This is a genomic window from Streptomyces sp. SID1328, from assembly GCF_009865595.1.
Lineage (GTDB): Bacteria > Actinomycetota > Actinomycetes > Streptomycetales > Streptomycetaceae > Streptomyces > Streptomyces griseoluteus.
Window position 1 is genome coordinate 1 of sequence record NZ_WWKH01001023.1, and the last position, 25,209, is coordinate 25,209.

General features: G+C 71.4%; 27 protein-coding genes. 6 read left to right on the forward strand and 21 right to left on the reverse strand.

Going from position 1 to position 25,209, the window contains the following annotated elements; translation table 11 throughout:
- Nucleotides 1-26: 26 nt before the first annotated feature.
- The 8 genes from GT030_RS32905 to GT030_RS32940 all read right to left on the reverse strand — a co-directional run bounded on the left by GT030_RS32905 (nt 27) and on the right by GT030_RS32940 (nt 8,018).
- Entirely contained in the window at nt 27-1,916 is a 1,890-nt protein-coding gene (locus GT030_RS32905; RefSeq protein WP_346009795.1) for a long-chain fatty acid--CoA ligase, read from the reverse strand.
- A 318-nt stretch (nt 1,917-2,234) separates the two neighbouring features.
- A complete protein-coding gene (locus GT030_RS32910) occupies nt 2,235-2,522 on the reverse strand; it encodes a DUF4229 domain-containing protein (protein ID WP_086694192.1) in 288 nt (95 codons plus the stop codon).
- A gap of 94 nt (nt 2,523-2,616) precedes the next feature.
- Complete coding sequence (locus GT030_RS32915; RefSeq protein WP_161204202.1) at nt 2,617-3,141, reverse strand: GNAT family N-acetyltransferase; 525 nt, start codon at nt 3,139-3,141, stop codon at nt 2,617-2,619.
- A 51-nt stretch (nt 3,142-3,192) separates the two neighbouring features.
- On the reverse strand, nt 3,193-4,356 hold the full coding sequence (mqnE, locus tag GT030_RS32920) for an aminofutalosine synthase MqnE (protein WP_086694190.1): 1,164 nt from the start codon (nt 4,354-4,356) through the stop codon (nt 3,193-3,195).
- A 62-nt stretch (nt 4,357-4,418) separates the two neighbouring features.
- Entirely contained in the window at nt 4,419-4,874 is a 456-nt protein-coding gene (locus GT030_RS32925; protein ID WP_018543802.1) for an Lrp/AsnC family transcriptional regulator, read from the reverse strand.
- Between the two features lie 67 nt (nt 4,875-4,941).
- Nucleotides 4,942-5,589, reverse strand: coding sequence for a UbiX family flavin prenyltransferase (locus tag GT030_RS32930; protein ID WP_161204203.1), 648 nt, complete (start codon nt 5,587-5,589; stop codon nt 4,942-4,944).
- A 75-nt stretch (nt 5,590-5,664) separates the two neighbouring features.
- Nucleotides 5,665-6,564 (reverse strand): menaquinone biosynthesis prenyltransferase MqnP, encoded by a 900-nt coding sequence (gene mqnP, locus GT030_RS32935; protein WP_161204204.1) that lies wholly within the window; start codon nt 6,562-6,564, stop codon nt 5,665-5,667.
- Complete coding sequence (locus tag GT030_RS32940; RefSeq protein WP_161204205.1) at nt 6,561-8,018, reverse strand: menaquinone biosynthesis decarboxylase; 1,458 nt, start codon at nt 8,016-8,018, stop codon at nt 6,561-6,563. Before GT030_RS32940 ends, mqnP begins: the two co-directional genes overlap by 4 nt.
- Before the next feature lie 75 nt (nt 8,019-8,093).
- Here GT030_RS32940 and GT030_RS32945 point away from each other — a divergent pair, with 75 nt between their 5' ends.
- From GT030_RS32945 to GT030_RS32955, 3 genes are all read left to right on the forward strand, one after another.
- Complete coding sequence (locus tag GT030_RS32945; RefSeq protein ID WP_135789312.1) at nt 8,094-8,369, forward strand: PLD nuclease N-terminal domain-containing protein; 276 nt, start codon at nt 8,094-8,096, stop codon at nt 8,367-8,369.
- A gap of 161 nt (nt 8,370-8,530) precedes the next feature.
- Nucleotides 8,531-8,989 carry a nucleoside deaminase gene (locus tag GT030_RS32950; RefSeq protein ID WP_161204206.1) on the forward strand — a complete coding sequence of 153 codons (459 nt, stop codon included), beginning with the start codon at nt 8,531-8,533 and terminating at the stop codon, nt 8,987-8,989.
- A 138-nt stretch (nt 8,990-9,127) separates the two neighbouring features.
- Nucleotides 9,128-10,522 carry a condensation domain-containing protein gene (locus tag GT030_RS32955; RefSeq protein WP_161204207.1) on the forward strand — a complete coding sequence of 465 codons (1,395 nt, stop codon included), beginning with the start codon at nt 9,128-9,130 and terminating at the stop codon, nt 10,520-10,522.
- A 15-nt stretch (nt 10,523-10,537) separates the two neighbouring features.
- Here GT030_RS32955 and GT030_RS32960 read toward each other — a convergent pair whose 3' ends face one another.
- The 8 genes from GT030_RS32960 to hemL form a co-directional block, all read right to left on the reverse strand.
- Complete coding sequence (locus tag GT030_RS32960) at nt 10,538-10,933, reverse strand: SRPBCC family protein (protein WP_161204208.1); 396 nt, start codon at nt 10,931-10,933, stop codon at nt 10,538-10,540.
- Nucleotides 10,934-10,958: 25 nt separating this feature from the next.
- Entirely contained in the window at nt 10,959-12,059 is a 1,101-nt protein-coding gene (ccsB, locus tag GT030_RS32965) for a c-type cytochrome biogenesis protein CcsB (protein ID WP_161204209.1), read from the reverse strand.
- A complete protein-coding gene (locus GT030_RS32970) occupies nt 12,056-13,747 on the reverse strand; it encodes a cytochrome c biogenesis protein ResB (protein WP_161204210.1) in 1,692 nt (563 codons plus the stop codon). Before GT030_RS32970 ends, ccsB begins: the two co-directional genes overlap by 4 nt.
- 3 nt (nt 13,748-13,750) lie before the next feature.
- Nucleotides 13,751-14,524, reverse strand: coding sequence for a cytochrome c biogenesis protein CcdA (locus GT030_RS32975; protein WP_208621765.1), 774 nt, complete (start codon nt 14,522-14,524; stop codon nt 13,751-13,753).
- A gap of 1 nt (nt 14,525) precedes the next feature.
- Nucleotides 14,526-15,116, reverse strand: a complete 591-nt coding sequence (locus GT030_RS32980) for a TlpA disulfide reductase family protein (protein WP_202460863.1) — start codon at nt 15,114-15,116, stop codon at nt 14,526-14,528.
- Between the two features lie 103 nt (nt 15,117-15,219).
- Entirely contained in the window at nt 15,220-16,518 is a 1,299-nt protein-coding gene (locus GT030_RS32985) for a hypothetical protein (RefSeq protein WP_161204211.1), read from the reverse strand.
- Between the two features lie 81 nt (nt 16,519-16,599).
- Nucleotides 16,600-17,256: a histidine phosphatase family protein gene (locus GT030_RS32990; RefSeq protein ID WP_161204219.1), complete on the reverse strand. Its 657-nt coding sequence runs from the start codon at nt 17,254-17,256 to the stop codon at nt 16,600-16,602.
- A gap of 50 nt (nt 17,257-17,306) precedes the next feature.
- Entirely contained in the window at nt 17,307-18,623 is a 1,317-nt protein-coding gene (gene hemL, locus GT030_RS32995) for a glutamate-1-semialdehyde 2,1-aminomutase (RefSeq protein ID WP_161204212.1), read from the reverse strand.
- 348 nt (nt 18,624-18,971) lie between these two features.
- Between hemL and GT030_RS33000 the strand changes: the two genes are divergently transcribed.
- Nucleotides 18,972-19,610, forward strand: coding sequence for a hypothetical protein (locus GT030_RS33000; RefSeq protein ID WP_202460864.1), 639 nt, complete (start codon nt 18,972-18,974; stop codon nt 19,608-19,610).
- A gap of 63 nt (nt 19,611-19,673) precedes the next feature.
- On the opposite strand, the gene GT030_RS33005 is transcribed toward GT030_RS33000, so the two are convergent.
- A complete protein-coding gene (locus tag GT030_RS33005) occupies nt 19,674-20,936 on the reverse strand; it encodes a hypothetical protein (RefSeq protein WP_161204213.1) in 1,263 nt (420 codons plus the stop codon).
- Nucleotides 20,937-21,122: 186 nt separating this feature from the next.
- Between GT030_RS33005 and GT030_RS33010 the strand changes: the two genes are divergently transcribed.
- Both GT030_RS33010 and GT030_RS33015 read left to right on the forward strand, forming a co-directional pair.
- Nucleotides 21,123-21,605, forward strand: coding sequence for a hypothetical protein (locus GT030_RS33010; protein ID WP_161204214.1), 483 nt, complete (start codon nt 21,123-21,125; stop codon nt 21,603-21,605).
- Nucleotides 21,606-21,803: 198 nt separating this feature from the next.
- The gene (locus GT030_RS33015; RefSeq protein WP_237522983.1) at nt 21,804-22,103 is read left to right on the forward strand and encodes a hypothetical protein; all 300 of its coding nucleotides are present in this window, start codon (nt 21,804-21,806) and stop codon (nt 22,101-22,103) included.
- On the opposite strand, the gene GT030_RS33020 is transcribed toward GT030_RS33015, so the two are convergent.
- From GT030_RS33020 to GT030_RS33035, 4 genes are all read right to left on the reverse strand, one after another.
- Nucleotides 22,100-23,524 (reverse strand): HAMP domain-containing sensor histidine kinase, encoded by a 1,425-nt coding sequence (locus tag GT030_RS33020; protein ID WP_161204215.1) that lies wholly within the window; start codon nt 23,522-23,524, stop codon nt 22,100-22,102. The two genes, GT030_RS33015 and GT030_RS33020, sit on opposite strands and share 4 nt — an antisense overlap.
- A complete protein-coding gene (locus GT030_RS33025; protein WP_030813813.1) occupies nt 23,524-24,228 on the reverse strand; it encodes a response regulator transcription factor in 705 nt (234 codons plus the stop codon). The genes GT030_RS33020 and GT030_RS33025 overlap by 1 nt, the downstream gene beginning before the upstream one ends.
- 109 nt (nt 24,229-24,337) lie before the next feature.
- Nucleotides 24,338-24,832: a MarR family winged helix-turn-helix transcriptional regulator gene (locus GT030_RS33030; protein WP_161204216.1), complete on the reverse strand. Its 495-nt coding sequence runs from the start codon at nt 24,830-24,832 to the stop codon at nt 24,338-24,340.
- Nucleotides 24,833-24,856: 24 nt separating this feature from the next.
- Nucleotides 24,857-25,209: hypothetical protein (locus tag GT030_RS33035; RefSeq protein ID WP_161204217.1), on the reverse strand; the 353-nt coding region annotated here is incomplete at its 5' end.

Consider the following 25,209-nt stretch of genomic DNA (forward strand, 5'->3'; position numbering starts at 1 on the left):
GGCAGACGGGAATTGTCAGACAGGGCCTAGGGCCCGGTGACCTGACCCGACCCCTCGTACAGCCCCTCCACCGCGTCCGCGAAGTCCCGCAGGATGCGGGCGCGGCGGAGCTTCATGGAGGGGGTGAGGTGGCCGTGGTGCTCGGTGAAGTCGCCGGGGAGGACGGTGAAGCGGCGGATGGACTCGGGGCGGGAGACGAGCTGGTTGGCCTGCTCGATCGCGTCCCACAGCACGGCGTTCAGGTCGGGGTCGCCGACGAGGAGCTCCGGCGGTACCGGGTGCTTGCCGTTCATCTGGCGCCAGTGGTGGATGCCGTCCGGGTCCAGGGTGATGAGGGCGCCGATGTAGGGGCGGCCGTCGCCGACGAGGAGGCAGTGGGAGATCAGGGGGTGCTGGCGAAGCCAGTTCTCCAGCGGGGCCGGGGCGACCGACTTGCCGCCCGCCGTGATCAGCAGCTCCTTCTTGCGGCCGGTGATGGTGAGGTAGCCGTCGTCGTCCAGCTCGCCCAGGTCGCCGGTGGCCAGCCAGCCGTCGCGGGTCGCGGGGACGACACCGCCCGCCTGCCGGTCCCAGTAGCCGCGCAGCACATGGTCGCCGGAGATCAGGATCTCGCCGTCGGCCGCGATCCGGACCCGGGTGCCGGGCAGCGGCCAGCCGACGGTGCCGAGGCGGGGCCGCAGCGGCGGGGTGACCGTGGTGGCGGCGGTGGACTCGGTGAGGCCGTACCCCTCGAAGATCTCGATGCCGGCGCCCGCGAAGAAGGCGGCCAGCCGGCGGCCAAGGGGGGAGCCGCCGCAGATGGCGTAGCGGACCTTGCCGCCCATGGCGGCGCGCAGTTTGCGGTAGGCGAGCGGGTCGTAGAGGGAACGGCTGGCTTTCAGGGCCGCGTTGGGGCCGTTGCCGGTGCCGGTCTGGCGGGCCTCCAGCGCCTCGCCGTAGCGCACGGCGGTGGCGGCGGCCCGGTCGAAGGCGGCGGCCTTGCCGCTCGACTCGGCCTTGGCGCGGGCGGTGTTGTACACCTTCTCCAGCATGTACGGGATGGTCAGCAGACAGGTCGGCCGGAACGCGGCCAGGTCCGGCAGCAGATGCTCGGGCTTGAGGCTGGGCGCGTGGCCGAGGCGTACGCGGGCCCGGACGCAGGCGATGGCGACCATGCGGCCGAAGACGTGGGACATCGGCAGGAACAGCAGCACCGACGCCTCCTCACCGGTCGTCACCTTGAACACCGGGTGGAGGAGTTCGATGGCGTTGTCGACCTCGGCGAAGAAGTTGCCGTGCGAGAGGGCGCAGCCCTTGGGGCGGCCGGTGGTGCCCGAGGTGTAGATCAGGGTGGCGAGCGTGTCGGGGCCCAGCATGCCCCGGCGTACGGCGACCTCACCGTCCGGTGTGCCCGCGCCCGCCTCGGCGAGCAGCTCCACGTGGCCCTCGTCGATGACCCAGACGTGCCGCAGGTCGGGGAGCTGGGCCAGTTCGGGCGCGATGGCGGCGCCCTGGGCGGTGGTCTCGGTGATCAGGGCGACGGCGCCGGAGTCCTGGAGTATCCAGCGGGTCTGGTAGACCGAGGAGGTCGGGTAGACGGGCACGGTGACCAGGCCGGCCGCCCAGGCGGCGAAGTCCAGCAGGGTCCACTCGTACCGGGTGCGGGCCATGACGGCGATCCGCTCGCCCGGCATCAGCCCCTCCGAGACCAGCCCGCGCGCCACCGCCAGCACCTCGGCGGCGAACTGCCCGGCCGTCACGTCCTCCCACTCGCCGGAGGCGTTCTTCCGGCTGAGCACCACCGCGCCGGGCGCGGCCTCGGCGTTGTCGAAGGGCAGGTCGGCCAGCGAGCCGTGGGTGACCGGGGGCGCGAAGGGGGGCACCGCCACTTCCCGGACGGCCCCGTCCAGGCGCCGGATCTCCGGTTCCACCAGCACCGGGCGGCCGTCGTAGTCGAGGGCCGAGACGTGCGGGGCGGGTGAGACGGGGGCGTTGGGGTACGGGGCGGTCACGGGCGGCTCCTGGGACGTGCAGCGGCGTACTGCTTGCTGCATGACATACGCGCCCCGCGCACCGGGGCGTTCAGGGCGGCCGTCCGTCGCACCGGTGCGCCGCCGTCAGGCTGGCGATCGTACGAGGCACCTGTGGTGACCTTGTGCGCATCGGGCGGTGGTACGGCACCGGATGTGTGCAGTCCCGGAGTTTTCGTGAGGGATGTTCCGCTTCCCGGCCGGAGTCAGGAAGCCCCGCCGGAGTCAGGAAGCCCGGCCGGCCGTCTCGGCCGCGTCCTCCTGGTTGCGGTTGGCGTCCAGGTTGGCCTTCATCCGCTCCACCCGGCCGGCCACCTGGACCGAGGCCCGCTCGCGCTCCTTGCGCAGCACCACCCAGCTGATGGGCGCCGAGAGGATCATGGCGAGCAGCACGATCCAGAAGAGGTTGGAGGCACCGAACCCGCGCGGGAAGATCCCGGAGTAGACGGCTCCCCAGGCGACCACGAGGCAGCCGGCGAAGACGCCGAGGCGCATCAGCGTGTAGCGGAGCATCTCAATCCACTCTTCCGTGTCGTTTCGGCCCCAAAGGCGTGCACCGTCCAGTGAAGCACGCCCCGTACCCGATCTTGGCAGGGGGTGGGCGGGCTCAGCGCAGGGTCAGCAGCATGGTGACGTCGTCGCGGTACTCACCGGGCGCGACCCGGATGGCGTCCGGTACCCGGCCCACCTCGCGGTAGCCGCAGGAGGCGTAGAAGCGCTCCAGGCCCAGACCGCCCCGGCAGCCCAGCCGTATCGCCTCGATGCCGTCGATACCGCGCGCGGCGTCGGCGGCGGCCGCCAGCAGGTCGCGGCCGTGGCCGAGACCCTGGTACTTGGGGTGGACCATCACCGTATACAGCCAGAGCCAGTGGCCCATCAGCCGGTGGGTGTTGAAGGTGAGGAACGCGGTCGCGGCGACCCGCCCCTCCTCGTCGTGCCCGACCAGCAGCCTGCTGTGCCCCTGGGCGAGCCGGGCCAGTGAGCGGACCAGCTCGGGACGTATGTCCTCAACGGTGGCGGGCGCCACGAAGCCGACGGCGCCGCCCGCGTTGGCGACGTCCGCCCACAGGCCGAGCAGGCCGTCGCGCAGCTCGGGGGTGACGGCGGGGTCCAGGGTGAAGGTAAGAGGCACGGGGCCAAGGTAGTCCTTACCTCGGCCCCGGCTCAACCGGCGTCCGTGACGTCAGACGCGCATCGCCTGCGGGGTCTCCCGGCGCAGCGGGTCCGGACCCTCGTACTCACGGATGATCTCGTACCGGGTGTTGCGCTCCACCGGGCGGAAGCCCGCGTCGCGGATCAGGTCGAGCAGATCCTCGCGGGTCAGCTTGTTCGGGGTGCCGTAGTTGTCCGCGTCGTGCGTGATCTTGTACTCGACGACCGAGCCGTCCATGTCGTCCGCGCCGTGCTGGAGGGCGAGCTGGGCGGTCTGCACGCCGTGCATCACCCAGAACACCTTCACGTGCGGCACGTTGTCGAACAGCAGCCGGGAGACGGCGAACGTCTTCAGCGCCTCCGCGCCGGTCGCCATCTGGGTGCGCGCCTGGAGGCGGTTGCGGACCTTGCCGTCCTTCATGTCCACGAAGTCGTGCTGGTAGCGCAGCGGGATGAAGACCTGGAAACCGCCGGTCTCGTCCTGCAGTTCGCGCAGCCGCAGCACGTGATCCACCCGGTGCCGGGGCTCCTCGATGTGCCCGTACAGCATGGTGCACGGGGTCTTCAGACCCTTCTCGTGCGCCAGGCGGTGGATACGGGACCAGTCCTCCCAGTGCGTGCGGTGGTCCACGATGTGCCGGCGGACCTCCCAGTCGAAGATCTCGGCGCCGCCGCCGGTCAGCGACTCCAGCCCGGCGTCGATGAGTTCGTCCAGGATCTCGCTCGCGCTCAGCCCGGAGATCGTCTCGAAGTGGTGGATCTCGGTGGCCGTGAACGCCTTCAGCGAGACGTGCGGCAGCGCGGCCTTCAGTTCCCGCAGCGAGCGCGGGTAGTACCGCCACGGCAGGTTCGGGTGCAGGCCGTTGACGATGTGCAGCTCGGTCAGGTTCTCCGACTCCATCGCCTTGGCCAGCTTCACGGCCTCCTCGATGCGCATCGTGTACGCGTCCTTCTCGCCCGGCTTGCGCTGGAACGAGCAGTAGGCGCAGGACGCCGTGCACACGTTGGTCATGTTGAGGTGACGGTTGACGTTGAAGTGGACCACGTCGCCGTTCTTGCGCGTGCGCACCTCGTGGGCGAGGCCGCCGAGCCACGCCAGGTCGTCCGACTCGTAGAGCGCGATGCCGTCCTCACGGGTCAGCCGCTCACCGGAGCGGACCTTGTCCTCCAGCTCGCGCTTGAGTCCGACGTCCATACCAACACCTTTCCACGACAACCTGACCAACCGTACTCCCCCGCACCCGCGTTCCCCCGCGGCTACACCTCTTCGGGCAGCTCCCCGACCCGGTTCTCCCACTTGGTGGAGAGCACGATCGTGGTGCGGGTGCGGGAGACGCCCTTGGTGCCGCTCAGCCGGCGGATCGTCTTCTCCAGGCCGTCCACGTCGGAGGAGCGGACCTTGAGCATGAAGGAGTCGTCACCGGCGATGAACCAGCAGTCCTCGATCTCGGTGAGGTCCTTCAGCCTGCGGGCCACGTCCTCGTGGTCGGCGGCGTCGGAAAGCGAGATGCCGATCAGCGCGGTGACCCCCAGGCCCAGCGAGGCCGCGTCCACCGTGGCGCGGTAACCGGTGATGACCCCGGCCGCCTCCAGCCGGTTGATGCGGTCGGTGACGCTGGGTCCCGACAGGCCGACGAGGCGCCCCAGCTCCGCGTACGAGGCCCGGCCGTTCTCCCTCAGGGCCTGGATGAGCTGCCTGTCCACCGCGTCCATGCGATCGAAGCCTTCCGGTGTGAAATTCGCCGTAGAGATATGAGGTACCGCTACTTGCCCTGCACGCCTACTTGTCCTGCCCGCCGCCCAGCTCGCCCTTCCAGCGCCGGTACAGGCCGTGCCGCACGCCCGCCGCGTCCAGCACCCGGCCGGCCACGAAGTCCACCAGGTCCTGGATGTGGGTGGCGCCCGCGTAGAAGGCCGGAGAGGCGGGGACCACGCTCGCCCCGGCGTCGTCCAGCGCGACGAGCTGGCGCAGGGTCTGCCCGTTCAGCGGGGTCTCGCGCACCGCCACCACCAGCGGCCTGCGCTCCTTCAGCGTCACGCTCGCCGCCCGCTGCAGCAGGTCCTTGGACAGGCCGAGGGCCACCCCGGCGACGCAGGCGGTCGACGCCGGCACGATCAGCATGCCCTTGACCGGGTACGACCCCGAGGACGGCCCCGCCGCGAGGTCCCCCGCGTTCCAGTACCGCACCCGGCCGAGATCCGGCGCGAAGGTGTCCGGCTTGCCGTGGGCGCCGCGCGCCAGCCAGTCCCCGAGGTCCTCACGCCAGTGGGCGTCCCGGAACGAGATCCCCGTCTCGTCCAGCAGCGTCAGCCGCGAGGCCCGGCTGACCACCAGGTCGACGTCCTCCCCGGCATCCAGCAGCGCCCGCAGCACCGCCGCCGCGTACGGCGTCCCGGAAGCTCCCGAAACCCCCACGATCCAAGGCACGCGCTGCGTTTGTCCTGCGTTCACACCTTGAGAGTACCGGCGTGACGCACTGTGCTCAGGCCGGGTGCGCCTTGGTCAGGCCGTCAGCCCCCGTACGAGCAGATCGAGCAGCGCGCAGATGAACAGCGCGATCCCGATGAAGCCGTTGACTTGGAAGAACGCCCGGTTCAGGCGGGACAGGTCGTGGGGGCGGACGATGCGGTGTTCGTAGACGAAGGCCGAACCCACGATGACCAGGCCGAGCCAGAAGAACGGGCCGGCGTGGGTGAGGACGGCGTACCAGACGAACAGGGCCATCGTGATCGCATGGCAGACCCGCGCGCCCCAGATGGCGGCCGGGATGCCGAAGCGGGCCGGGACCGACTTCACACCGACCTCGCGGTCGGTCTCCACGTCCTGGCACGCGTAGATCAGGTCGAAGCCGCCGATCCAGATGCCGACCGCGAAACCGAGGATCACCGCGTCCCAGGACCAGGTGCCGGAGATCGCCAGCCAGCCGCCGACCGGGCCGATCGCCTGCGCGAGGCCGAGGATCGCCTGCGGGAAGTTGGTGAACCGCTTGCCGTACGGATAGACCACCATCGGGATCACCGCGATCGGCGCGAGCGCCAGGCACAACGGGTTCAGCAGGGCGGCCGAGCCGAGGAAGACCACCAGCGCGACCAGCGCCCCGGTCCACGCGTGCCGTACCGACATCGCGCCGGTGACCAGTTCGCGGTGGGCGGTGCGCGGGTTACGGGCGTCGATCTCGCGGTCGATGATCCGGTTGACCGCCATGGCGAAGGTGCGCAGGCCGACCATGCAGATGGTGACCAGCAGCAGCCGCGCCCAGTGGATGTTCTTGTCCCACTGGTACATGGCGGTGAGCGAGGCGATGTACGCGAAGGGCAGCGCGAAGACCGAGTGCTCGATCATCACCAGGCGCAGGAAGGCTTTGGTGCGCCCCGGCTGCGGGACGGCGGCAGCGGTACTCACAGCCCGTACTCCTTCCAGCGCCGGTCGACCAGCGCCGCCGTGGCGGGGTCGGACAGGACCATCTCCGGCCAGCCCCCGTCCCTCGTGTAGCCCTCCTCGGGCAGCTTCTTCGTCGCGTCGATGCCCGCCTTGCCGCCCCAGAACTGCTGGTAGGAGGCGTGGTCGAGATGGTCGACGGGGCCCTCGGCGACCACCAGGTCACGGGCGTAGTCGGTGTTGCCCAGCGCCCGCCAGGCGACCTCGTGCAGGTCGTGCACGTCGCAGTCGGAGTCGACGACCACGATCAGCTTGGTCAGCGACATCATGTGCGCCCCCCAGATCGCGGACATCACCTTCTGCGCGTGCTTCGGGTACTTCTTGTCGATCGAGACGATCGCGCAGTTGTGGAAGCCACCCGCCTCGGGGAGGTGGTAGTCCACGATGTCCGGGATGATGATCTTCAGCAGCGGCAGGAAGAACCGCTCGGTGGCGCGGCCGAGCGGCCCGTCCTCGGTGGGCGGACGGCCGACCACGATGGACTGCAGCAGCGGCCGCTTCCGCATCGTCACGCAGTCGATCTTCAGCGCGGGGAATGGTTCCTGCGGGGTGTAGAACCCGGTGTGGTCGCCGAAGGGCCCCTCGGGGAGCATCTCGCCCGGCTCCAGCCACCCCTCGATGACGACCTCGGCATTGGCCGGCACCTGGAGCGGGACGGTCTTGCAGTCGACCATCTCGATCCGCTTGCCCGCGATGAACCCGGCGAACAGGTACTCGTCGATGTCGCCGGGGAGCGGGGCGGTGGAGGCGTAGGTGACGGCGGGCGGGCAGCCGAAGGCGATGGCGACCGGCAGCCGCTCACCCCGGCGCGCGGCGACCTGGTAGTGGTTCCGGCTGTCCTTGTGGATCTGCCAGTGCATGCCGATGGTGCGCTTGTCGTGCCGCTGGAGCCGGTACAGACCGAGGTTGCGGACGCCGGTGTCGGGGTCCTTGGTGTGGGTGAGCCCGAGGTTGAAGAAGGACCCGCCGTCCTGGGGCCAGGTGAACAGGGCCGGGAGCAGGTCCAGGTCCACGTCGTCACCGGTGAGGACGACCTCCTGGACGGGCGCGTGGTCGCCCTTGACCTTCTTCGGCGGAACGTGCGCCATCGCGCCGAGCTTGCCGAACGCCTCGCGGACACCGACGAAGCCGTGCGGCAGCTCGGGCCGCAGCAGCCCGCCGATCTTGTCGGAGATCTCCGCGTACGACTTGAGCCCGAGCGCCTTGAGCAGGCGGCGGTCGGTGCCGAAGACGTTCATCGCCAGGGGCATCGCGGAGCCCTTGACGTTCTCGAAGAGCAGCGCCGGTCCGCCGGCCTTCTGCACGCGGTCGACGATCTCACCGACCTCCAGGTATGGGTCGACCTCGGCCTTGATGCGCTTGAGGTCTCCCTCGCGCTCCAGCGCCCGCAGCAGGGAGCGAAGATCGTCGTAAGCCATGTGTCCCAGTATCGGCCACCGGCTACGCTGGCCCGGTCACCGGGGCCGTCCACACCGTGGGGAGATCGCGCGACCATGCTCAGGTATCTGCCGTTCCTGCTGGTCCTGGCCCTGTGGATCTACGCGTTCGTGGACTGTCTGAACACCCCCGAGGACGAGGTCCGCCACCTGCCGAAGGTGGCCTGGGTGTTCATCGTCCTGCTCTTCGGCGAGGTCCTGGTCGGCCCGCTGGCCTGGCTGATCACCGGCAAGGTCCGCCACCCGGCGGGTCCGGCCCCGACCTGGGTGGCCCCCGACGACAACCCGGACTTCCTGCGCTCCCTGAAGAAGGACGAGCCGGGTACGGAGTGACCCGGCGGGCGACAGGGTTCAGTCGCCCCTGAGGACCAGGTCCAGCAGTCCGGGGAAGCGCGCCTCGAACTCGGCACGCCGGAGCCGGTTCACGCGCCGGGCGGCCGAGACCGCGCTGTAGGCGGGTTTGGCCCCCGTGCCGCTCCGGGGACAGTGCCCCCATGGATCTGGAGCTGGCGCGGGACTGGCTGCGTACCGCCGTCGAAGAGGCGCGGGCGGGACACGCGGAAGGGGGCATCCCGATCGGGGCCGCTCTCTACGGGCCGGACGGCGAGGTGCTCGGGCGGGGGCGCAACCGCCGGGTCCAGGACGGGGACCCGGCGACGCACGCGGAGACGGCGGCCTTCCGGAACGCGGGGCGGCGCCCTTCGTACCGGGGTACGACGATGGTGACCACGCTGTCGCCGTGCTGGTACTGCTCCGGGCTGGTGCGGCAGTTCGGGATCTCGCGGGTGGTGGTCGGGGAGGCGGGGACCTTCAGCGGCGGGCACGAGTGGCTGGCCGCGCACGGGGTGGAGGTCGTACTGCTGGACGATCCCGGATGCGGCGCGCTGATGCGGGAGTTCGTGGCGGGGAATCCCGAACTGTGGAACGAGGACATCGGGTTCGCCGGCGGCTGACGGCGCGCACGGTCACGCGTTCGGCCCGCCATCCGTTCCGCTGAAAAGCCCCGCGCGGGCATGTCTCCACCGCGTGCGACGGCATTCCCTTGACGGGGGCCCCACCACACCGGGGTCCCCTTCTGCGATCGGAGACGCGTGCGAATCACTGACATCCAGCGCTGCGAGGTCCGGCCGGGTCGGCTCGTCGAGTGGACGCTGAGTCCGGCGACCGTCGCCACGGCGCACGGCCTGCCGGAGGACTCCCGCCCGCCCGCCTACATCCAGGAATCGCACATCCGCACGGCCCGGCACGTCCGGGAGGACGGCCTGTTCGTCCCGACCTGGCTCGGCACCTCCTTCGACCTGGCCGGGCCGGTCGACCTCGATGTGCTCGAGGAGTCCCTGCGGGCCTGGACGGTCCGGCACGAGACGCTGCGCAGCGGCTTCCGCTGGGCCGGCGCGGACGGGGAGGAGCTGCGCCGCTTCACCCTGGACGCCGGGGACGTCACCCTGCACCGGGAGGCCGGGGGCGAGTTCACGGACGCGGCCGCGCTGACCGCGCATCTCCAGTCCCGCTTCGACACGGTCGCGGACGCGCTGCGCTGGCCCAACCTGATCTACGCGGCCGTGGTCCGGGACGACTCGGTCACCGTCTTCCTCGCCTTCGACCACAGCAATGTGGACGCCTACTCGCTGCACGGCATCCCGGCCGAGATCGAGGAGCTGTACACGGCGGGCCTTCAGGGGCGCGGGCCGGTGGTGCGCACCCCGGCCGCCAGTTACGTGGACTTCTGCGAGATCGAGCGGGCGGACGCGGACCGGCTGGACGGCGAGCACGAGACGGTGGCCCGCTGGCGGGAGTTCATCCGCCGCTGCGACGGCACGCTGCCCTCGTTCCCGGTGGAGCTGGGCGTGGAGCCGGGCGGGTCTCTGCCGCCGCAGCGGATGATCTGCGAGCCGCTGGTGGGCGCGGAGGCGGCGGCCGCGTTCGAGGCCCACTGCCGGCCGTACGGGGGCAGCCTGGTCGGGCTGCTGGCGGCGACCGCGCTGATCGTGCAGGAGCTGGGCGAGCAGTCGGTGTACCGGACGGTGGTGCCGTTCCATACGCGGGTGAAGTCGCAGTGGAGCGACTCGGTCGGCTGGTTCGTCGGCGGCGCCCCCATCGAGGTGCCGCTGGACCACGCCCCCGACCTGGCCGCCACCCTGCGGGCGGTGCGGGCGCAGCTCCAGGCCAACCGCGCCATGGCCCGGATGCCGCTGGCCCGGGTGCTGGGCCTGCTCGGCGCGGACTTCCGGCCCACGTCCCCGGACCTGTACTCGATCGTCTCCTTCGTCGACACCCGCGGCATCCCCGGCGCCGCCCGCTGGGCAGAGCAGAACGCCCGCGCCCTGCTCCGGGTCTCCTACGGCGACCAGGTCTGCGTCTGGGTCAACCGCACCCACGACGGCCTCTGGCTGGCCAGCCGCCACCCGGACACGGACGTGGCCGCCAAGAACATGGGCCTGTACGTGGAGCGCCTGCGGGACCTGATGTCGGCGCTGCCCGCCTGAGCGGGACGGGACCGGCTAGTCCAGCTGTTCGATCAGTCGTTCGAAACGGTTGCGCCACTCCGCCTCGGAGGCACCCTCGCCCTGGTACTCGTGGGTGAAGCGCAGGGTGCTGCCCCGCTCGCCGTCCCGTTCGAGGTGGAAGCGGAGGCGGCCGCCGCCCTCGACGGTGTACTCCGCGACCCGGTCCACGTCCCAGGCGGTGATCCGCCCGGCGCCCAGGTCGCGCAGCGCGACCATGCCGTCCAGGCGGGGTTCGAGCACGTCGACCGGGGTGCACCAGGCGGAGAGGCCCTCGGCGTCGGCCACCGCGGGCCAGACCTCCTCCATGGACCTCGGCAGCCGCACCAGGAAGTGCCGGATGTGCGTGTTGCCGTGCGTCTGGCTCATGCCCTGTTCGATGGAACCGTGCATGCCCCCAGTCTCTACGACCCCGCGCTCAGACGCCCGCGTACGAGTGCTTGCCGCTGACGAAGATGTTGACGCCGTAGTAGTTGAACAGCCAGCAGCCGAAGGCGATCATCGCCAGGTAGGCGGCCTTGCGGCCCTTCCAGCCGGCCGTGGCACGGGCGTGCAGGTAGCAGGCGTAGGCGACCCAGGTGATGAAGGACCAGGTCTCCTTGGGGTCCCAGTTCCAGTACCGGCCCCAGGCGTCGCCCGCCCAGATCGCGCCCGCGATGATCGTGAACGTCCACAGCGGGAAGACGGCCGCGTTGACCCGGTAGGCGAACTTGTCCAGCGAGGCGGAGGCGGGCAGCCGCTCCAGCACCGAGCGGGCGAAGGTGCCCGGCGTGCCACCGCTCTCCAGCTTGTTCTCGTAGGAGTCCTTGAAGAGGTACAGGATCGTGGCGACCGCGCCCACGTAGAACACCGCGCCGCAGAAGATGGCGGTGGAGACGTGGATGTACAGCCAGTACGAGTGCAGCGCCGGGACCAGCTGGTCGCTGGCGGTGTAGAGCACGGTGACGGCGAGGCCGAGGTCCAGCAGGACGGTGGTGATCAGGAACAGGCCGAGCCAGCGCACGTTCTTCTTGCAGGCGAGCAGGCCCAGGTACACGCCGACCGCGACCGTGGAGAAGGTCAGGTTGAACTCGTACATGTTGCCCCAGGGGGCGCGCTGCACGGAGGCCGCGCGGGCGACCACACCGGCCAGCTCCACCAGGAAGGCCAGCACGGTGAGGGAGACCGCGATCCGGCCGTACATGTCGCCCTGGACGTCGCCGCCGTGGGCGCCGGGCCCGTCCGGCACGTCACGGGCACCGGCGGCGGAGCGCACGACGACCTGCGGGCGCTCCAGCACGGTGGTGCCGCCCGCCCGCTTCACGGTCACGGCCGGGGCGCTCCTGGCCGGCGCGGTGTCGGCGGTGAGCGCGGCGGCCGTACGGCCGACCTTGCTGCGGCTGCCGAACAGCCACTCGGCGATGTAGGCGAAGAAGGCCAGCGTGTACACGGCCATCGAGGAGTAGATGAGCGTGTTGCTGATGCTCGCCAGATGCTCGTTGGTCGCGGCGGCCAGGTCGGTTGCGGCGGCGAGAGTCACTGCTCAGCCCCTTCGGCAGGTACGGCGTGGGATACGTCTTCGTGGGTGTCGGGGGCGCCCGGCGCCCGGTCGTAGAGGGTTCCGGCGAGGTCGCCCAGTTCCTCGGGGACCTTGGCGGACTCGCTGCGGCCGAGCCCGGCCATCTCGACCACCGTGACCCCGTCGGCGCCGCGCACGGCCCGCACCCAGATCCGGCGGCGCTGGATGAAGAGGGACGCGGCGAGGCCGAGGATCGCGGTGATGGCGCCGCCCAGCGCCCAGGCGCCGCCCGGCTCCTGGACGATCTGGAAGCCGGCCCATTCCTTGACGTCCTTCTCGAACGTGACGGTGCCGGCACCGCCGGGCAGCTTCATGGTCTGCCCGGGCTTCAGGTTGGCCCGGAGCTGCTTGCCCTGGTCGTCCTTGAAGCCCTTCATGTGCTTCTTGTCGAGCTGGTACACGCTCTGCGGCAGTCCCGAGTTCACCCCGAGGTCGCCGTGGTACGGCTCCAGGTTGAGCACCGGGTTGAGCAGCGCGGGGAACTGGGAGAGGACGGAGGCACCGCCGCCGTAGGTCGGCAGGAAGAAGGCCCGGATGCCGAGCTGGTCGTACCGGCCCTTGGCGTCGTGGTAGCCGTCCATGACCTTGATGACGCCCTGCGAGGTGACGTTGCCGTCCAGCGGGAGCAGCGGCACGGCGTCCTTGTAGACCACCTCACCCTTGCCGTCGCGGACGGTGATGACGGGCGCGTAGCCGTGGCTGACCAGGTAGACCTTGGAGTCGTCGATCTTCAGCGGCTGGTTGACCTGGACCGTCTTGGCGCGGGTCCTCCCGTCCGCGCCCACGCTGTAGTCGATCTTCGCCTCGAAGGTGCGCGGGGTGCCGCGGTTGGGGCCGGACAGCTCGTAGGTGCCCTTGAAGTCCTTGAGGTCGAAGCTGAACGGCACCAGGTCGTCGTTGCGGAACAGACTGCCGGACTTGAAGTCGTCGTACATCGGCAGCGCGTTGGAGAAGCCGTCGCCCTCGACCACCAGCTTGGTGCCGTCGGACTTGAACAGCTGGCCGGAGGCGAAGGCGATCAGCAGCACGATCAGCGCGATGTGGAAGGCCAGGTTGCCCAGCTCGCGCAGGTACCCCTTCTCGGCGGCGACCGCGTCACCGGCGGTGTGGGCGCGGAAGCGGCGCTTCTTCAGCAGGGCGAGCGCGTCGGCGCGTACCTGCTCGGGGTCGGCGGTGGTGCGCCAGGTGGTGTACGCGGGCAGCCGGTCCAGGCGGCGCGGGGCGCCCGGCGGGCGGCCGCGGAGCTGGCCGGCGAACTGCCAGGTGCGCGGCACGATGCAGCCGATGAGCGAGACGAACAGCAGGATGTAGATCGCGGAGAACCACACCGAGCTGTACACGTGGAACAGCCCGAGCTTGTCGTAGACCGGCGCCAGCGTGGTGTGCGCCGCCCGGAACGCCTCGACCTTGCTCGCGTCCGCGCCGGTCTGCGGGATCAGCGAGCCGGGGATCGCGCCGAGGGAGAGCAGCAGGAGCAGCAGCAGCGCGACCCGCATGGAGGTGAGCTGCCGCCAGAACCAGCGGGCCCAGCCGATGACGCCGAGGCCCGGCAGGGTGCCGGTGTCCTCCTGGGGCGCGGTGGAGAGCTGTGAGCCGGCCGCGCCGAGACCCTCCTGGTCCTGGCTCTGCTCGGTTTCGGTGTCGCTCATCGTTCAGATCCCCACAGAGAAGCCGTCGGACCAGGTCTGCATCTCCTGCACCAGGCTGTCCCAGGCACCGGTCAGCAGCAGCACGCCGGTCACGATCATCATCGTGCCGCCGGCGCGCATCACCCAGACATAGTGGCGTTTGACCCAGCCGAAGGCGCCGAGCGCCTTGCGGAAGGCGATCGCGGTGAGCACGAAGGGCACGCCGAGCCCGAGGCAGTACGCGACGGTCAGTATCGCGCCCCGGCCCGCGCTCGCCTGCTGGGAGGAGAGGGCGACGACGGAGGCGAGGGTCGGGCCGATGCAGGGCGTCCAGCCGATCCCGAAGAGCGCCCCGAGCACCGGCGCGCCGATCAGGCCGGTAGCGGGGCGCTTGTGGAAGCGGAACTCGCGCTGGGTCAGCCAGGGCATCAGGCCCATGAAGAAGATGCCGAGCAGGATCATCAGGACGCCCAGGACGTGGGTGAGCACGTCCTTGTAGCCCTGGAGCGTCTGCCCGAAGTACCCGAACAGGGCGCCGCCGGAGACGAAGACCACGGTGAAGCCGAGTACGAAGAGGGTGGCGCCGGCGGTCATCCGGCCGCGCCGGGCGTCGGCGAGGTCGGTGCCGGTGACGCCGGTCACGTAGGAGAGGTAGCCGGGGACCAGCGGGAGCACGCAGGGCGAGAAGAAGGAGACCAGCCCGCCCAGCACGGCGACGGGCAGGGCGAGCAGCAGGGCGCCGTTGAGCACGGTCTCGTTGCGGCTCGTCACGGCGGCGAGCGTCAGCAGGGCGCTCACGTCACTTCTCCGCGAGGACCGGCTTGAGCATCTTCAGCAGGGCCGTGTCGTCGAGCGCCTCCAGCGCCCGCGCGGCGACCTTCCCGTCCCGGTCCAGGATCAGCGTGGACGGGATGAGCTGCGGGTTGAGCGTGCCCTTGGGGAAGCGGAGCATCAGCTTGCCGGTCGGGTCGTACAGGCTCGGGTACGTGATCCCGTTGGCCTTCTCGAAGGCGAGGGCCGGGGTGGTGCTGGTGTCGCGGGTGTTGATCCCGACGAACTGCACACCCTTGTCGGCGTACGCCTTGGAGACCTTGGAGAAGTACTTGGCCTCCTCCCGGCACGGTCCGCACCAGGAGCCCCAGACGTTGAGGACGACGACCTTGCCCTGGTAGTCGGCGACGTCGAGGGTCTTGCCGTCGATCGTCTTGCCGGACAGGGCGGGGGCCTTGGCGCGCTCGCTCTTCGCGGCGGTGTCTATGCCGTTGTGGCCGGTGACGAAGTTGGTGTCGCCGCCACCGCCGGAGGTCCCGCCGCTGCCGCACGCGGACAGGGTCAGGGCCGCGGCGGCGGCCACGGCACCGAGCAGGGCGGCGCGGCTACGGGTACTCATGTGAAAAGTTTCGCATGGCGGTTCCGGCGGTTTCGCCCGCCCCCCTGTCAGGCCGAAAAGTGCCTTTCAGGGGGCATTTATACCGGGCATTACAGACTTATCGTCACGCGGCGTCGGGGTCGGCGCTCTTGTCGCCCGCGCCGCCCGTGCCGCCGCTCCCACCGTCGGCCAGAAACGCCTTCCAGCCCCCGGCCGGCTTCTGGCCGACCTCCAGGGTGCGCAGCTTCTCCAGCACCTCGGGCCGCTGGACGTCCAGCCATTCGGTGAACTGCCGGAAGGAGACCAGCCGCACATCGGCGCCCTTCTCCTTCTCGCGCGCGACGTGCTTGAACGCCTCCTCGACGGAGTCCATGTAGATCCCGCCGTTCCACTCCTCGAAGTGGTTGCCGATGAAGAACGGCGCCCGGTTGGTCTCGTACGCGCGCTGGAAGCCGCTGATGTACGCCTGCGCCGACTGCTTGCGCCAGCCCGGATAGTTGTAGGAGGGGGCCTTGGTCGAGTTGACCGACTGGTTGGCCAGCATGTTGTAGTCCATGGACAGCACCTCGAAGGAGTGTCCGGGGAACGGCACCTGCTGGAGCGGCAGGTCCCAGATGCCCCGGCGCTTGACCGGCCACATCTGGCGGCCGCCGGGCGAGGAGGCGTCGTAGCGCCAGCCCAGCTCGCGGGCGGTGGGCAGCAGGTTGTCCTGGCCGAGCAGACAGGGGGTGCGGCCGCCGACGAGTTCCTTGTCGTAGTCGAAGGGCAGCGCGGGCAGGTCGGTCCAGCCGGTGTTGGTGCGCCACTCCTTGACGAACTTCTTGGCCTGCTCGATCTCGCTGCGCCACTGGGCGGGCGTCCAGTTGCCGACCGTGCCGGAGCCGCCGCAGAAGTGCCCGTTGAAGTGGGTGCCGATCTCGTGGCCCTCGAGCCAGGCCCGGCGCACGTTGGTCAGCGTGGCCTTGACGTGCTCGTCGGTGAGGTAGCCGATGTCGGAGGCGCCGCGCGGGTTGTTCGGCGGGTTGTAGAGGCGCTTCTTCGACTCGGGCAGCAGATACAGCCCGGAGAGGAAGAAGGTCATGCTCGCGCCGTGCTCCTTGGCCAGGTCCAGGAAGCGTGGGAAGAGGCCGTTGCCGACCTCGCCGGCGCCGTCCCAGGAGAAGACCACGAACTGGGGCGGGGTCTGACCCGGCTCCAGCGGCTGCGGGCGGGCGGGCTGATGGGGCTGCTTGCCGGTGAAGGCGGTGGAGCCGTCGCCGATGGGGCGGGCCTTGGCGGGGGTGCTGCCACTGGGCGAGGGCCGGTCCGAACCGCTCGGGTGCTTGCCGCCGCCCACGGACGCGGAGGTGCCGCAGCCGACGAGTCCGGCCGCCGCCGCTCCCGCGCCGAGGCCGAGTATTCCCCGCCGGGTGATGGTCTGCATGAAGCTCCCCGATTCGTCACGCTCACTGGATTCACACAGTCAGATGATGTGACGAACGGGGAGGTTCCTCGATCGGCCGGTTCAGGCGCCGAAAGCCTTGCCCTGCGCCTCGGAGCCCTTCTGCGGCTTGGCCCCCGCGCGCAGATGCGCCGGGACCAGGTCGATCGCGGGCTCGCTGTAGCCGACGGACACGATCTTGTCGCCGAGGTAGGTGAAGGACGTCAGCGAGGCCAGCGTGCACTGTCGCTTGCGCGGGTCGTGCCAGAGCCGGCGCCGCTCGACATAGCTGCGCACGATCCAGATCGGGAGCTGATGGCTCACCAGCACCGCCTCGTGCCCGCGCGCCGCGTCCTTGGCCGCGTTCAGCGCGCCCATCATCCGCACCACCTGGTCGACGTACGGCTCGCCCCAGGACGGCCTGAACGGGTTGACCAGGTGCTTCCAGTTGTCGGGGTTGCGCAGCGCGCCGTCCCCGACCCCGAAGGTCTTGCCCTGGAAGACGTTGTCCGCCTCGATGAGCCGGGCATCGGTGGCGAGGTCGAGACCGTGCGCCTTGGCGATCGGGGTGGCCGTCTCCTGCGCCCGCTCCAGCGGGGAGGCGACGACACGGGTGATGTCGCGCGGGGCCAGGTGCTCGGCGACCCGCTCGGCCATCTTCCGGCCCAGCTCGGAGAGGTGGTAGCCGGGCAGCCGCCCGTACAGCAGGCCGTCGGGGTTGTGCACCTCGCCGTGGCGCATCAGGTGGACGACGGTGACGTCCTTCTCACCGGCGTTGCTCTCGGGGGTGGTCACGCGGTCGCCTCCGCGGCGGCTCGGGCCGCCACCGGGAGGGCGTCGGCGATCTTCTGGATGGCCCGCTCGTCATGGGCCGTGGACACGAACCAGGACTCGAAGGACGACGGCGGCAGGTACACGCCGTTCGCCAGCAGCGAGTGGAAGAACGCGGTGAAGCGGAACGACTCCTGCCGCTTGGCGTCCTCGTAGGTGCGCACCTGCCGGTCGGTGAAGAACACCGAGAACATGTTGGAGGCGTGCTGCAGCCGGTGGGCCACGCCCTCCTTGGTGAGCGCCTCGGTGACCAGCGACTGGATCTGCGCGGAGACCGCGTCGACCTTGTCGTACGCCGCGTCGTCCAGCAGCCGGAGCTGGGCGAGACCGGCGGCGGTGGCGACCGGGTTACCGGAGAGGGTGCCCGCCTGGTACACCGGGCCGGCCGGGGCCAGGTGCGCCATGACGTCGGCGCGCCCGCCGAACGCGGCCGCGGGGAAGCCGCCGCCCATCACCTTGCCGAAGGTCATCAGGTCGGGCTTCACGCCGTCGACGCCGTACCAGCCGGCGCGAGAGGTACGGAAGCCGGTCATCACCTCGTCGGAGATGTACAGCGCGCCGTTCTTGGCGCAGGTGTCCTTCAGGCCCTGGTTGAAACCGGGCTCCGGCGGGACGACGCCCATGTTGCCCGGCGACGCCTCGGTGATCACGCAGGCGATCTCGCCGGGGTGCCGGTGGAACGCCTCCTGCACGGCCTCCAGGTCGTTGTACGGCAGCACGATGGTGTCGCTCGCCTGCGCACCGGTGACACCGGGGGTGTCCGGCAGCGCGAAGGTGGCGAGGCCCGAGCCGGCGGAGGCCAGCAGGGAGTCGACGTGGCCGTGGTAACAGCCGGCGAACTTGATCACCTTGGACCGCCGGGTGAACCCGCGGGCCAGCCGGATCGCCGACATGGTGGCCTCGGTGCCGCTGCTGACGAGACGGACCTGCTCGACCGGCTCGACGCGGGCGACGATCTCCTCGGCGAGCGCGACCTCGCCCTCACCGGGCGTGCCGAAGGAGGTGCCGCGCGCGACCGCCTCCTGGACGGCGGCGATGACCTCGGGGTGCGAGTGGCCCAGGATCATCGGGCCCCAGGAGCACACCAGGTCGACGTACTCCCGCCCGTCGGCGTCGGTCAGGTACGGCCCGCTGCCCGAGACCATGAACCGGGGCGTGCCGCCGACCGCGCGGAAGGCGCGCACCGGCGAGTTCACGCCACCCGGCGTGACCTCGGAGGCGCGGTCGAAGAGCGCCTGCGAGACGGGCGCGTCGTAGGGGTAGGGCGTTTCGCTCATGACGTGCGGCTTCTCCGACTTCTCGGACTCCGGTGGGGTGGTGACCCCCTCAGGGTAGGCGGAGCGGCCCGGCGGCGGCGCCGTGCCCCGTCGGGGCGGGGTCCAGCGCTCGTGCTGTCGCTCTTGGGGGCCGATCCGGCCGACCTTCCTGGCCGGTCTTTCACGATCTGCGAGACTGACAGCTGATACACACACCTCCGCGGCACGTAGTGATCTGAGACCGGGAAGATCCTGCGGACTTCGGTTTCACCGCACGTTTCGGCGGGCGGCCGTGGGGGAGGTCACTGACACGATGATCGGGTTGCGCGGCGGGGGCCACGCGTCCTAGAAAAGCACTCGGGTGGAGATATGCATCGCGGTGGCGGACTGGGCGAGGGGACTGACGACCTGGGTCCTCGGCGAGCCCGGCGGGGAAGGCACCGGCGCGAAGCGGAGGAAGCGACCGAAACACGTCAGGCCGACGCACGACAGGCACAGGGTCTACCGAGTGAGCCCGAGCGGGGCGACCGGACCGCCGACCTCGGGGCGGGGAGCAGAAATGGTGGTCGGGTGGGGGTGACGTACAAATACTTCGGTGCGCCGGACGGCGCGACCGCTGCCCGCGTCCCCATCTCGATGCGTCCCGAGGAACTCGGCGGCGACGAGCTGGGCATGAACGGCATGTTCACCAAGATCAAGCCGGAGACGATGGCCGCGATGGTGCTGACCGGCATCGAGGGCGTCCCCCTCCACAAGGTCCCGCCCCTCGAACTCGTCGTCCTCCACCCCGACTACGCCGTCGTCAAACTCCCCATGACCGTCGTCGACCCCCTCCGCGACATCGGCGAGGAAGCGGTCGGCGCGGCCGCCTTCATCTGGTCCACGGTCCCGGACCGCGGCGGCCCGCGCGACGCGTTCAACGTGTACCAGCTCCTGCACGAGTGGCAGGACTTCAGCCACAGACTGCACGAGGCGGGCCACCAGCCCTACTGCCTGGTGTGGCCCTGAGCGGAGGGTTGCCGGAGGTGGGACACCCGTGCCCCCGCCTCCGCCGCGACGCCGTCTGACGGCTCAGGCCGCCCGCTCCTCCCCCACGAAGTCCACCACCGCCAGGGCGAACAGCAACGCCAGCGCGATACCCACGACCACCCAGCCGGTGGGATGCGGCCAGAGGACGAACGCGACCACCGCGCCCGCCACCAGCAGCCAGCCGATCCAGACCCGGTGGCGGTGGACGAAGGGGCCCACCGGGCCGGTGCGGAGGCCGAGGCGGTCGGTCTGGGCGCGGGCCGCACCGATGCCCGCGTGCCAGATCTGGCGCAGGGCGCGGGCGTGGCGGCCGGGGCCGCTGAGCCAGGCGGCCAGGGCGAGGGTCACACCGAGGGCGACCACCGCCCGTACCGCCGTGCGCAGGAAGCGGGTCAGGGTGTCGTAGACCGCCCCGGCGGCGGGCTGGGAAACCGAGGCGGGCAGCGCGTCCAGATAGAAGGCCCGGAAGACGGTCAGGCCCACGCCCAGCAGGAGGGCGGTGACGGCGAACCCGAGAGCCGCCGCCACCAGCGCCCGGCGGCGGCGGACCGCGAGCAGCACCCCGCCGGCGAGGAACAGCGCGGCGACGACGGGCAGCCACACCCCGGCCAGTTGCAGCAGCCGGAAGTACGTCTGGAGATCGGCGACCTTCTCCGTCCGCAGGACCGTGAAGTCCGTATGCACGTCCGGGATTTTGGCGGCGGGCTTCAGACCCGCCTCCACCAGCCGGGACTTGACCTCCTGGACGACGGGGGCCAGATCGACCGTCACCGCGTCGCCCTCGATCCGTACCGCTCCCCCGCCGCTGCCGGTCAGCGCCTTGTCCACCGTGGTGTGCAGCCGGCGGTTGGCGTCGGTCCAGAAGCGGGCGAAGGTGTCGGACGCGACGACCTCGCGCGCCTTGTCGCGGACGAACCCGGAGATCGCGTCGTCGAGCGACTTCCCGAGCGCGCCGAGGGCCTTCTCCAGCCGGGGCCGGTCGGCCGGGGCCACGTCCTTCAGCAGGCCGGCCAGGTCCAGGTACCGCATCAGCTCGTCGGTGATCCGGGCGGCGGCGGCGTCCTGCACGGCGGGATCGCGGGCGAGGGGCGCGACGGTGGCGACGTACTGGTCGGTGTCGTCCGCCAGGTCGGCCGTCCAGGTGGCGACCAGGGCCAGCGGCGCGAGCAGGCAGCCGAGAACGATCAGTACGGCCGCGCACGCCGAGCGTGCGCGGTGCCGTACGGGCGGCGGGCGGGACTCCAGCGCGTCGACGCGCTCCCGCAGCCGGGCCATCTCGTCGTCGCCCGGCTCCCGATCCGCCATGCCCGCCCACCTCCGTCGAAGCCGTGTCCCTGCCTGCCGTAGGAGCAGCACATCCCGAGCCCCGAGCGGGCGCGAGCGACGGTGGGCCGTTCAGGTGTGCGCGCCCCACGCCTGCCGCACCCGGCGTGCGGACAGCGGTGACCCCGCCTTCACTGGGGGCAGCGGAGCCGAATTCGGGAGGCTGGCATGGCTGGGTGCGGGACACGGCGGGCGGCCGGTACGGCCCTGATGGCGGCGCTCGCGGTCGCGGTGACCGGCTGCTCGGACGGCAACAGCCCCTCCGGCCAGGCCCGCAAGGCCGCCTCGGCCGCCTCCTCCCTCGCCTCGCGCGCCTCCGGCACGGTGGCCTCGGCCACGGCGGAGGCCAAGCGGAAGCTGGACCAGGTCAAGGGCGGGGTGGACGCCAAGAAGGACGTTTCGGTGGGAAAGGTCACCACCGGCAAGGGCAACGTACCCACGGCCGAGGTGTCCGCGAAGAACACCACCGGCGCGAAGAAGTCCTTCACCGTGCAGGTCAACTTCCGTGACGCGAAGGGCGATCTGCAGGACACGGTGATCGTGAACGTCGACGATGTCGCGGCCGGGGCGACCGGCCGGGCCACCGCCCGCAGCCACCGCGAGCTGTCCGGCGACATACGGGCGGACGTAGGGACGGCGCTGCGGCACTGAGCCGTCGGCCATGATGGAGGGGGTCGTATACACGGCCTCGCTCGCCAGTCCGGACGCCAGAGCCGTCGCCCGGAGGGGCCGGCCGTCGTTGTCCACACCCAGGGAGCAACCGCACGGCAATCCCGCCCGCACCGGGCCGGGCCTACGTATCGTAGGTTTTCAACCGCCCCCAGCCACAAGCCAGTTCATCGGGGAGACATGCACCAGACACGATCCGAGACCGAACCGGCGGGGACCGCGTCGACGCCGGTCGTCGATGCGCGGGACCTGAAACCCACCCTGACCCTGCTCTTCGTCAGCCTCGCCATCGCGGCCGTCGGAGTCTACGAACTGTGCGGCTTCGGCCTGCACAGCCTCGACCAGCGCCCGCATCTGTTCAGCGACGGCCTGACCACCGGCGGGGTGATCGTCGCCGTGGTCGCGGCCGGAGCGGCGGTCGGCAACCTGGCCTGGACCCTCTCGGCGGCCCGCCGGGGCCCCGAGGACGAGCGCCCCTAGCCCTCCGAGGGGCCTGCTCCCCCGCCGACCGTGAACCCGATCACCGCGCCCCCGCCCTCCCTGCGGTAGGCGAACGGCGCCCCGCCGTGGGACATCGCGATCTCCCGCACGATGGACAGCCCGAGCCCCGAGCCGGGCTGGGAGCGCGCGTCCGCGGCCCGGTAGAAGCGGTCGAAGATGCGCAGCAGATCGCCCTCGGCGACACCGGGCCCCCGGTCCAGCACCTCCACCCGGACCGTCCCCGCCGCCCCGGTGACCCGCACCTCGATGGGCTCCGTCCCCTCCGGGTCGAACTTGGCCGCGTTCTCCACCAGGTTGGACAGCGCCCGCTGAAGCAGCCCTGGACGGCCCTCCGCGTACGTGTCCCCGCTCACCGCCAGCACGATCCGCCGCCCGGTACGGCGCCCCGCCAGCCCCACCACGTCCTCCGCGACGTCCGCGAGGTCGACCTGCTGCGGCGGCTCGGAGTCCGACTGCCCGGCGGCCAGGTCCACCAGCTCGTTGACCAGGTCGGTCAGCTCACGCGCCTCCAGCGTCAGGTCCGCCACCAGGTCCTCCCGCGTCTCCGGCGGCAGCTCGTCGATCCGGCGCAGCAGCGAGATGTTCGTCCGCAGCGAGGTCAACGGGGTGCGCAGCTCATGGCCCGCGTCCTGCACCAGCCGCCGCTGGTCCTCCTCGGACTGGGCGAGCCGGCCCAGCATCCGGTCGAAGGCGCGGCCCAGGCGCCCCACCTCGTCCGGCCCGGTGACCGGCACCTGGATGCCGAGGCGGCGGGTGCGGGCCACGTCCTCGGCGGCGGAGGTCAGCAGCACCAGGCGCCGGGTGATGCGGCGGGCCAGCCACCAGCCGAACAGTCCGGCACCCACCACCACGGCCGCCATCAGGATCAGCGTGCGCTGCTGGAGGGTGCGCAGCAGGTCCTCGGTGTCGCTGAACTCCTGCGCCACCTGCACCGCGCCCCGCCCCCGGCCGAGCGAGACGGTGGCGACCCGGAAGAGATCCTCGCCGACCCGTACGTCCTTGTGCTCGGCCAGCTTCCCCGCGCCCGGCGCGCCCGCCACCTCGCGGTCGCGGGCGGTGACGGGCAGGCCGGGGGAGCCGTGGTCCACGACCTCGCCACCCGGCCCGAGCACCTGCACGTCCGTACGGGCGGGCCGCACCAGGTCGTGACCGGGCCGGGCGGAGGAGAAGTCGTCCGGGGTCATCGGGTGCTGCCGCACCTCGGCCTGGACGTCCCGCACGACCTGGGTGAACACCGACTGCTGGTCCACCCGGACCAGCCGCGCGGCCGAGCCGTACGACAGGATGCCGACCAGGATCGTGACGGCGGCGGTGACGGCCGCGAACGACACGGCGAACGTGGTGCGCAGCGAGCGCAGCCCGGTGCGGGAGCCGCCCGGCAGCCGCCAGGTGCGGCCCACTACTCCTCCCGCAGCACGTACCCCACACCGCGCACGGTGTGGATGAGCTGCGGGGCGCCGGGCGCGTCCAGCTTGCGGCGCAGATAACCGACGTAGACGGCGAGGTTCTTGGAACCGGGGCCGAAGTCGTAGCCCCAGATGCGGTCGTAGATGGTGGCGTGGTCGAGCACGATGCCCGCGTTGCGCACCAGCAGCTCCAGCAGCTCGAACTCGGTGCGGGTCAGCTCCAGTTCACGCCCCGCGCGCCAGGCGCGGCGGGCCTGGAGGTCCATGCGGATGCCCGCGCCCTCGATCTGCCGGTCGGAGAGCTGCGCGTCGCGCGCCGGGCCGGGCTCGCCCGCGGGGGCGGGGCTCGTGCGGCGCAGCAGGGCGCGCAGCCGGGCGAAGACCTCCTCGACGTCGAAGGGCTTCACCACGTAGTCGTCGGCGCCCGCGTCCAGGCCCGCGATCCGGTCGGCGGTCTCCACCAGCGCGGTGAGCATCAGGATCGGGGTGCGGTCGCCCTCGGCGCGCAGCACCCGGCAGACCTGGAGGCCGTCGATGCCGGGCATCATCACGTCCAGCAGCAGCACGTCCGGCGGCGTGCGGTGGGCCTGCGCCAGCGCCTCGACGCCGTCGGCGACCGCCGTCACCGCGTAGCCCTCCAGAGTCAGGGCCCGCTCCAGGGCATGACGGATGGCGCGGTCGTCCTCGGCGAGGAGCACGGTGGGGGGCGTGGTGTGGGGCACGGTGTGGGGCACGCCCCCAGTCTGCCAAGGGCGGCGGCGCTCCGGCCGGGGCCCAGGGCCCGGGGGCGCCCTTTTTACCCGGCTCTCACCCCGCGCCGTCGGCGTCCCGGCCCTCGCGCAGCCGGGCGATCCGCTCCCGGGTGAACTCCACCGTGCGCTGCATGTGCCCGATGATCACGGCGAGTTCGGTGTCGTCCAGCTCCCCGAAGATGCGCGACCAGTCGCCGGACAGCTCATCCCAGACGCGCCGGAACTCCGCGATCCTCTCCGGCACGGGGATGACCAGCACCCGGCGCCGGTCGCCCGCGTCCCGGCGCCGTACGACGTACCCGGCGCGCTCCAGCCGGTCCACCAGGCGGGTCGCGGAGCCGGTGGTGAGGCCGGTCATCGCGGCGACATGGCCGGTGGTGACGGGCTCGGGCTCCAGGGTGAGCAGGTTCAGGCACTGGAGGTCGGTCGGGTGCAGGCCGATGCGGTCGGCGACGGCCTGGTTGAACAGGGCGTAGGAGGCGATGTAGCGGCGGGACACCGCGTCCAGCTCCGCGAGCAGCCGGGGCCGCGCGGTGTCGTTCCCGGCCATGGCGGCCTCCTCGCGTCGCGGGTGTCAGAACGAGTACTCGTCGCCGGTGGGCAGGACCAGCACCCGCAGCCGGTCGTTGGTGCGGTCGGGGTCGGTGACCCCGCCGTTCCACACGGTCTCCACCTCCAGGGTCACCTCCGGCGCGGGCACCCGCAGCCGGACGCCCAGCCGGATCTCCTCCCCCGCCTGGCCCGCGACGAGCGCGCCGGTCCCGCAGACCACCGTCCGCTCCCCGGTCCGCGCGCACCCCGGCGACAGCGTCACCGTCCCGGCGGGCCCCACCGACCACCGCACCCGCACACTCGCCTCCGCCACGGCGGCCGGGCCGTGGTCGCGCGGGGTGAGCCACACCTCCATCCGGTCGCCGTCGATCACGG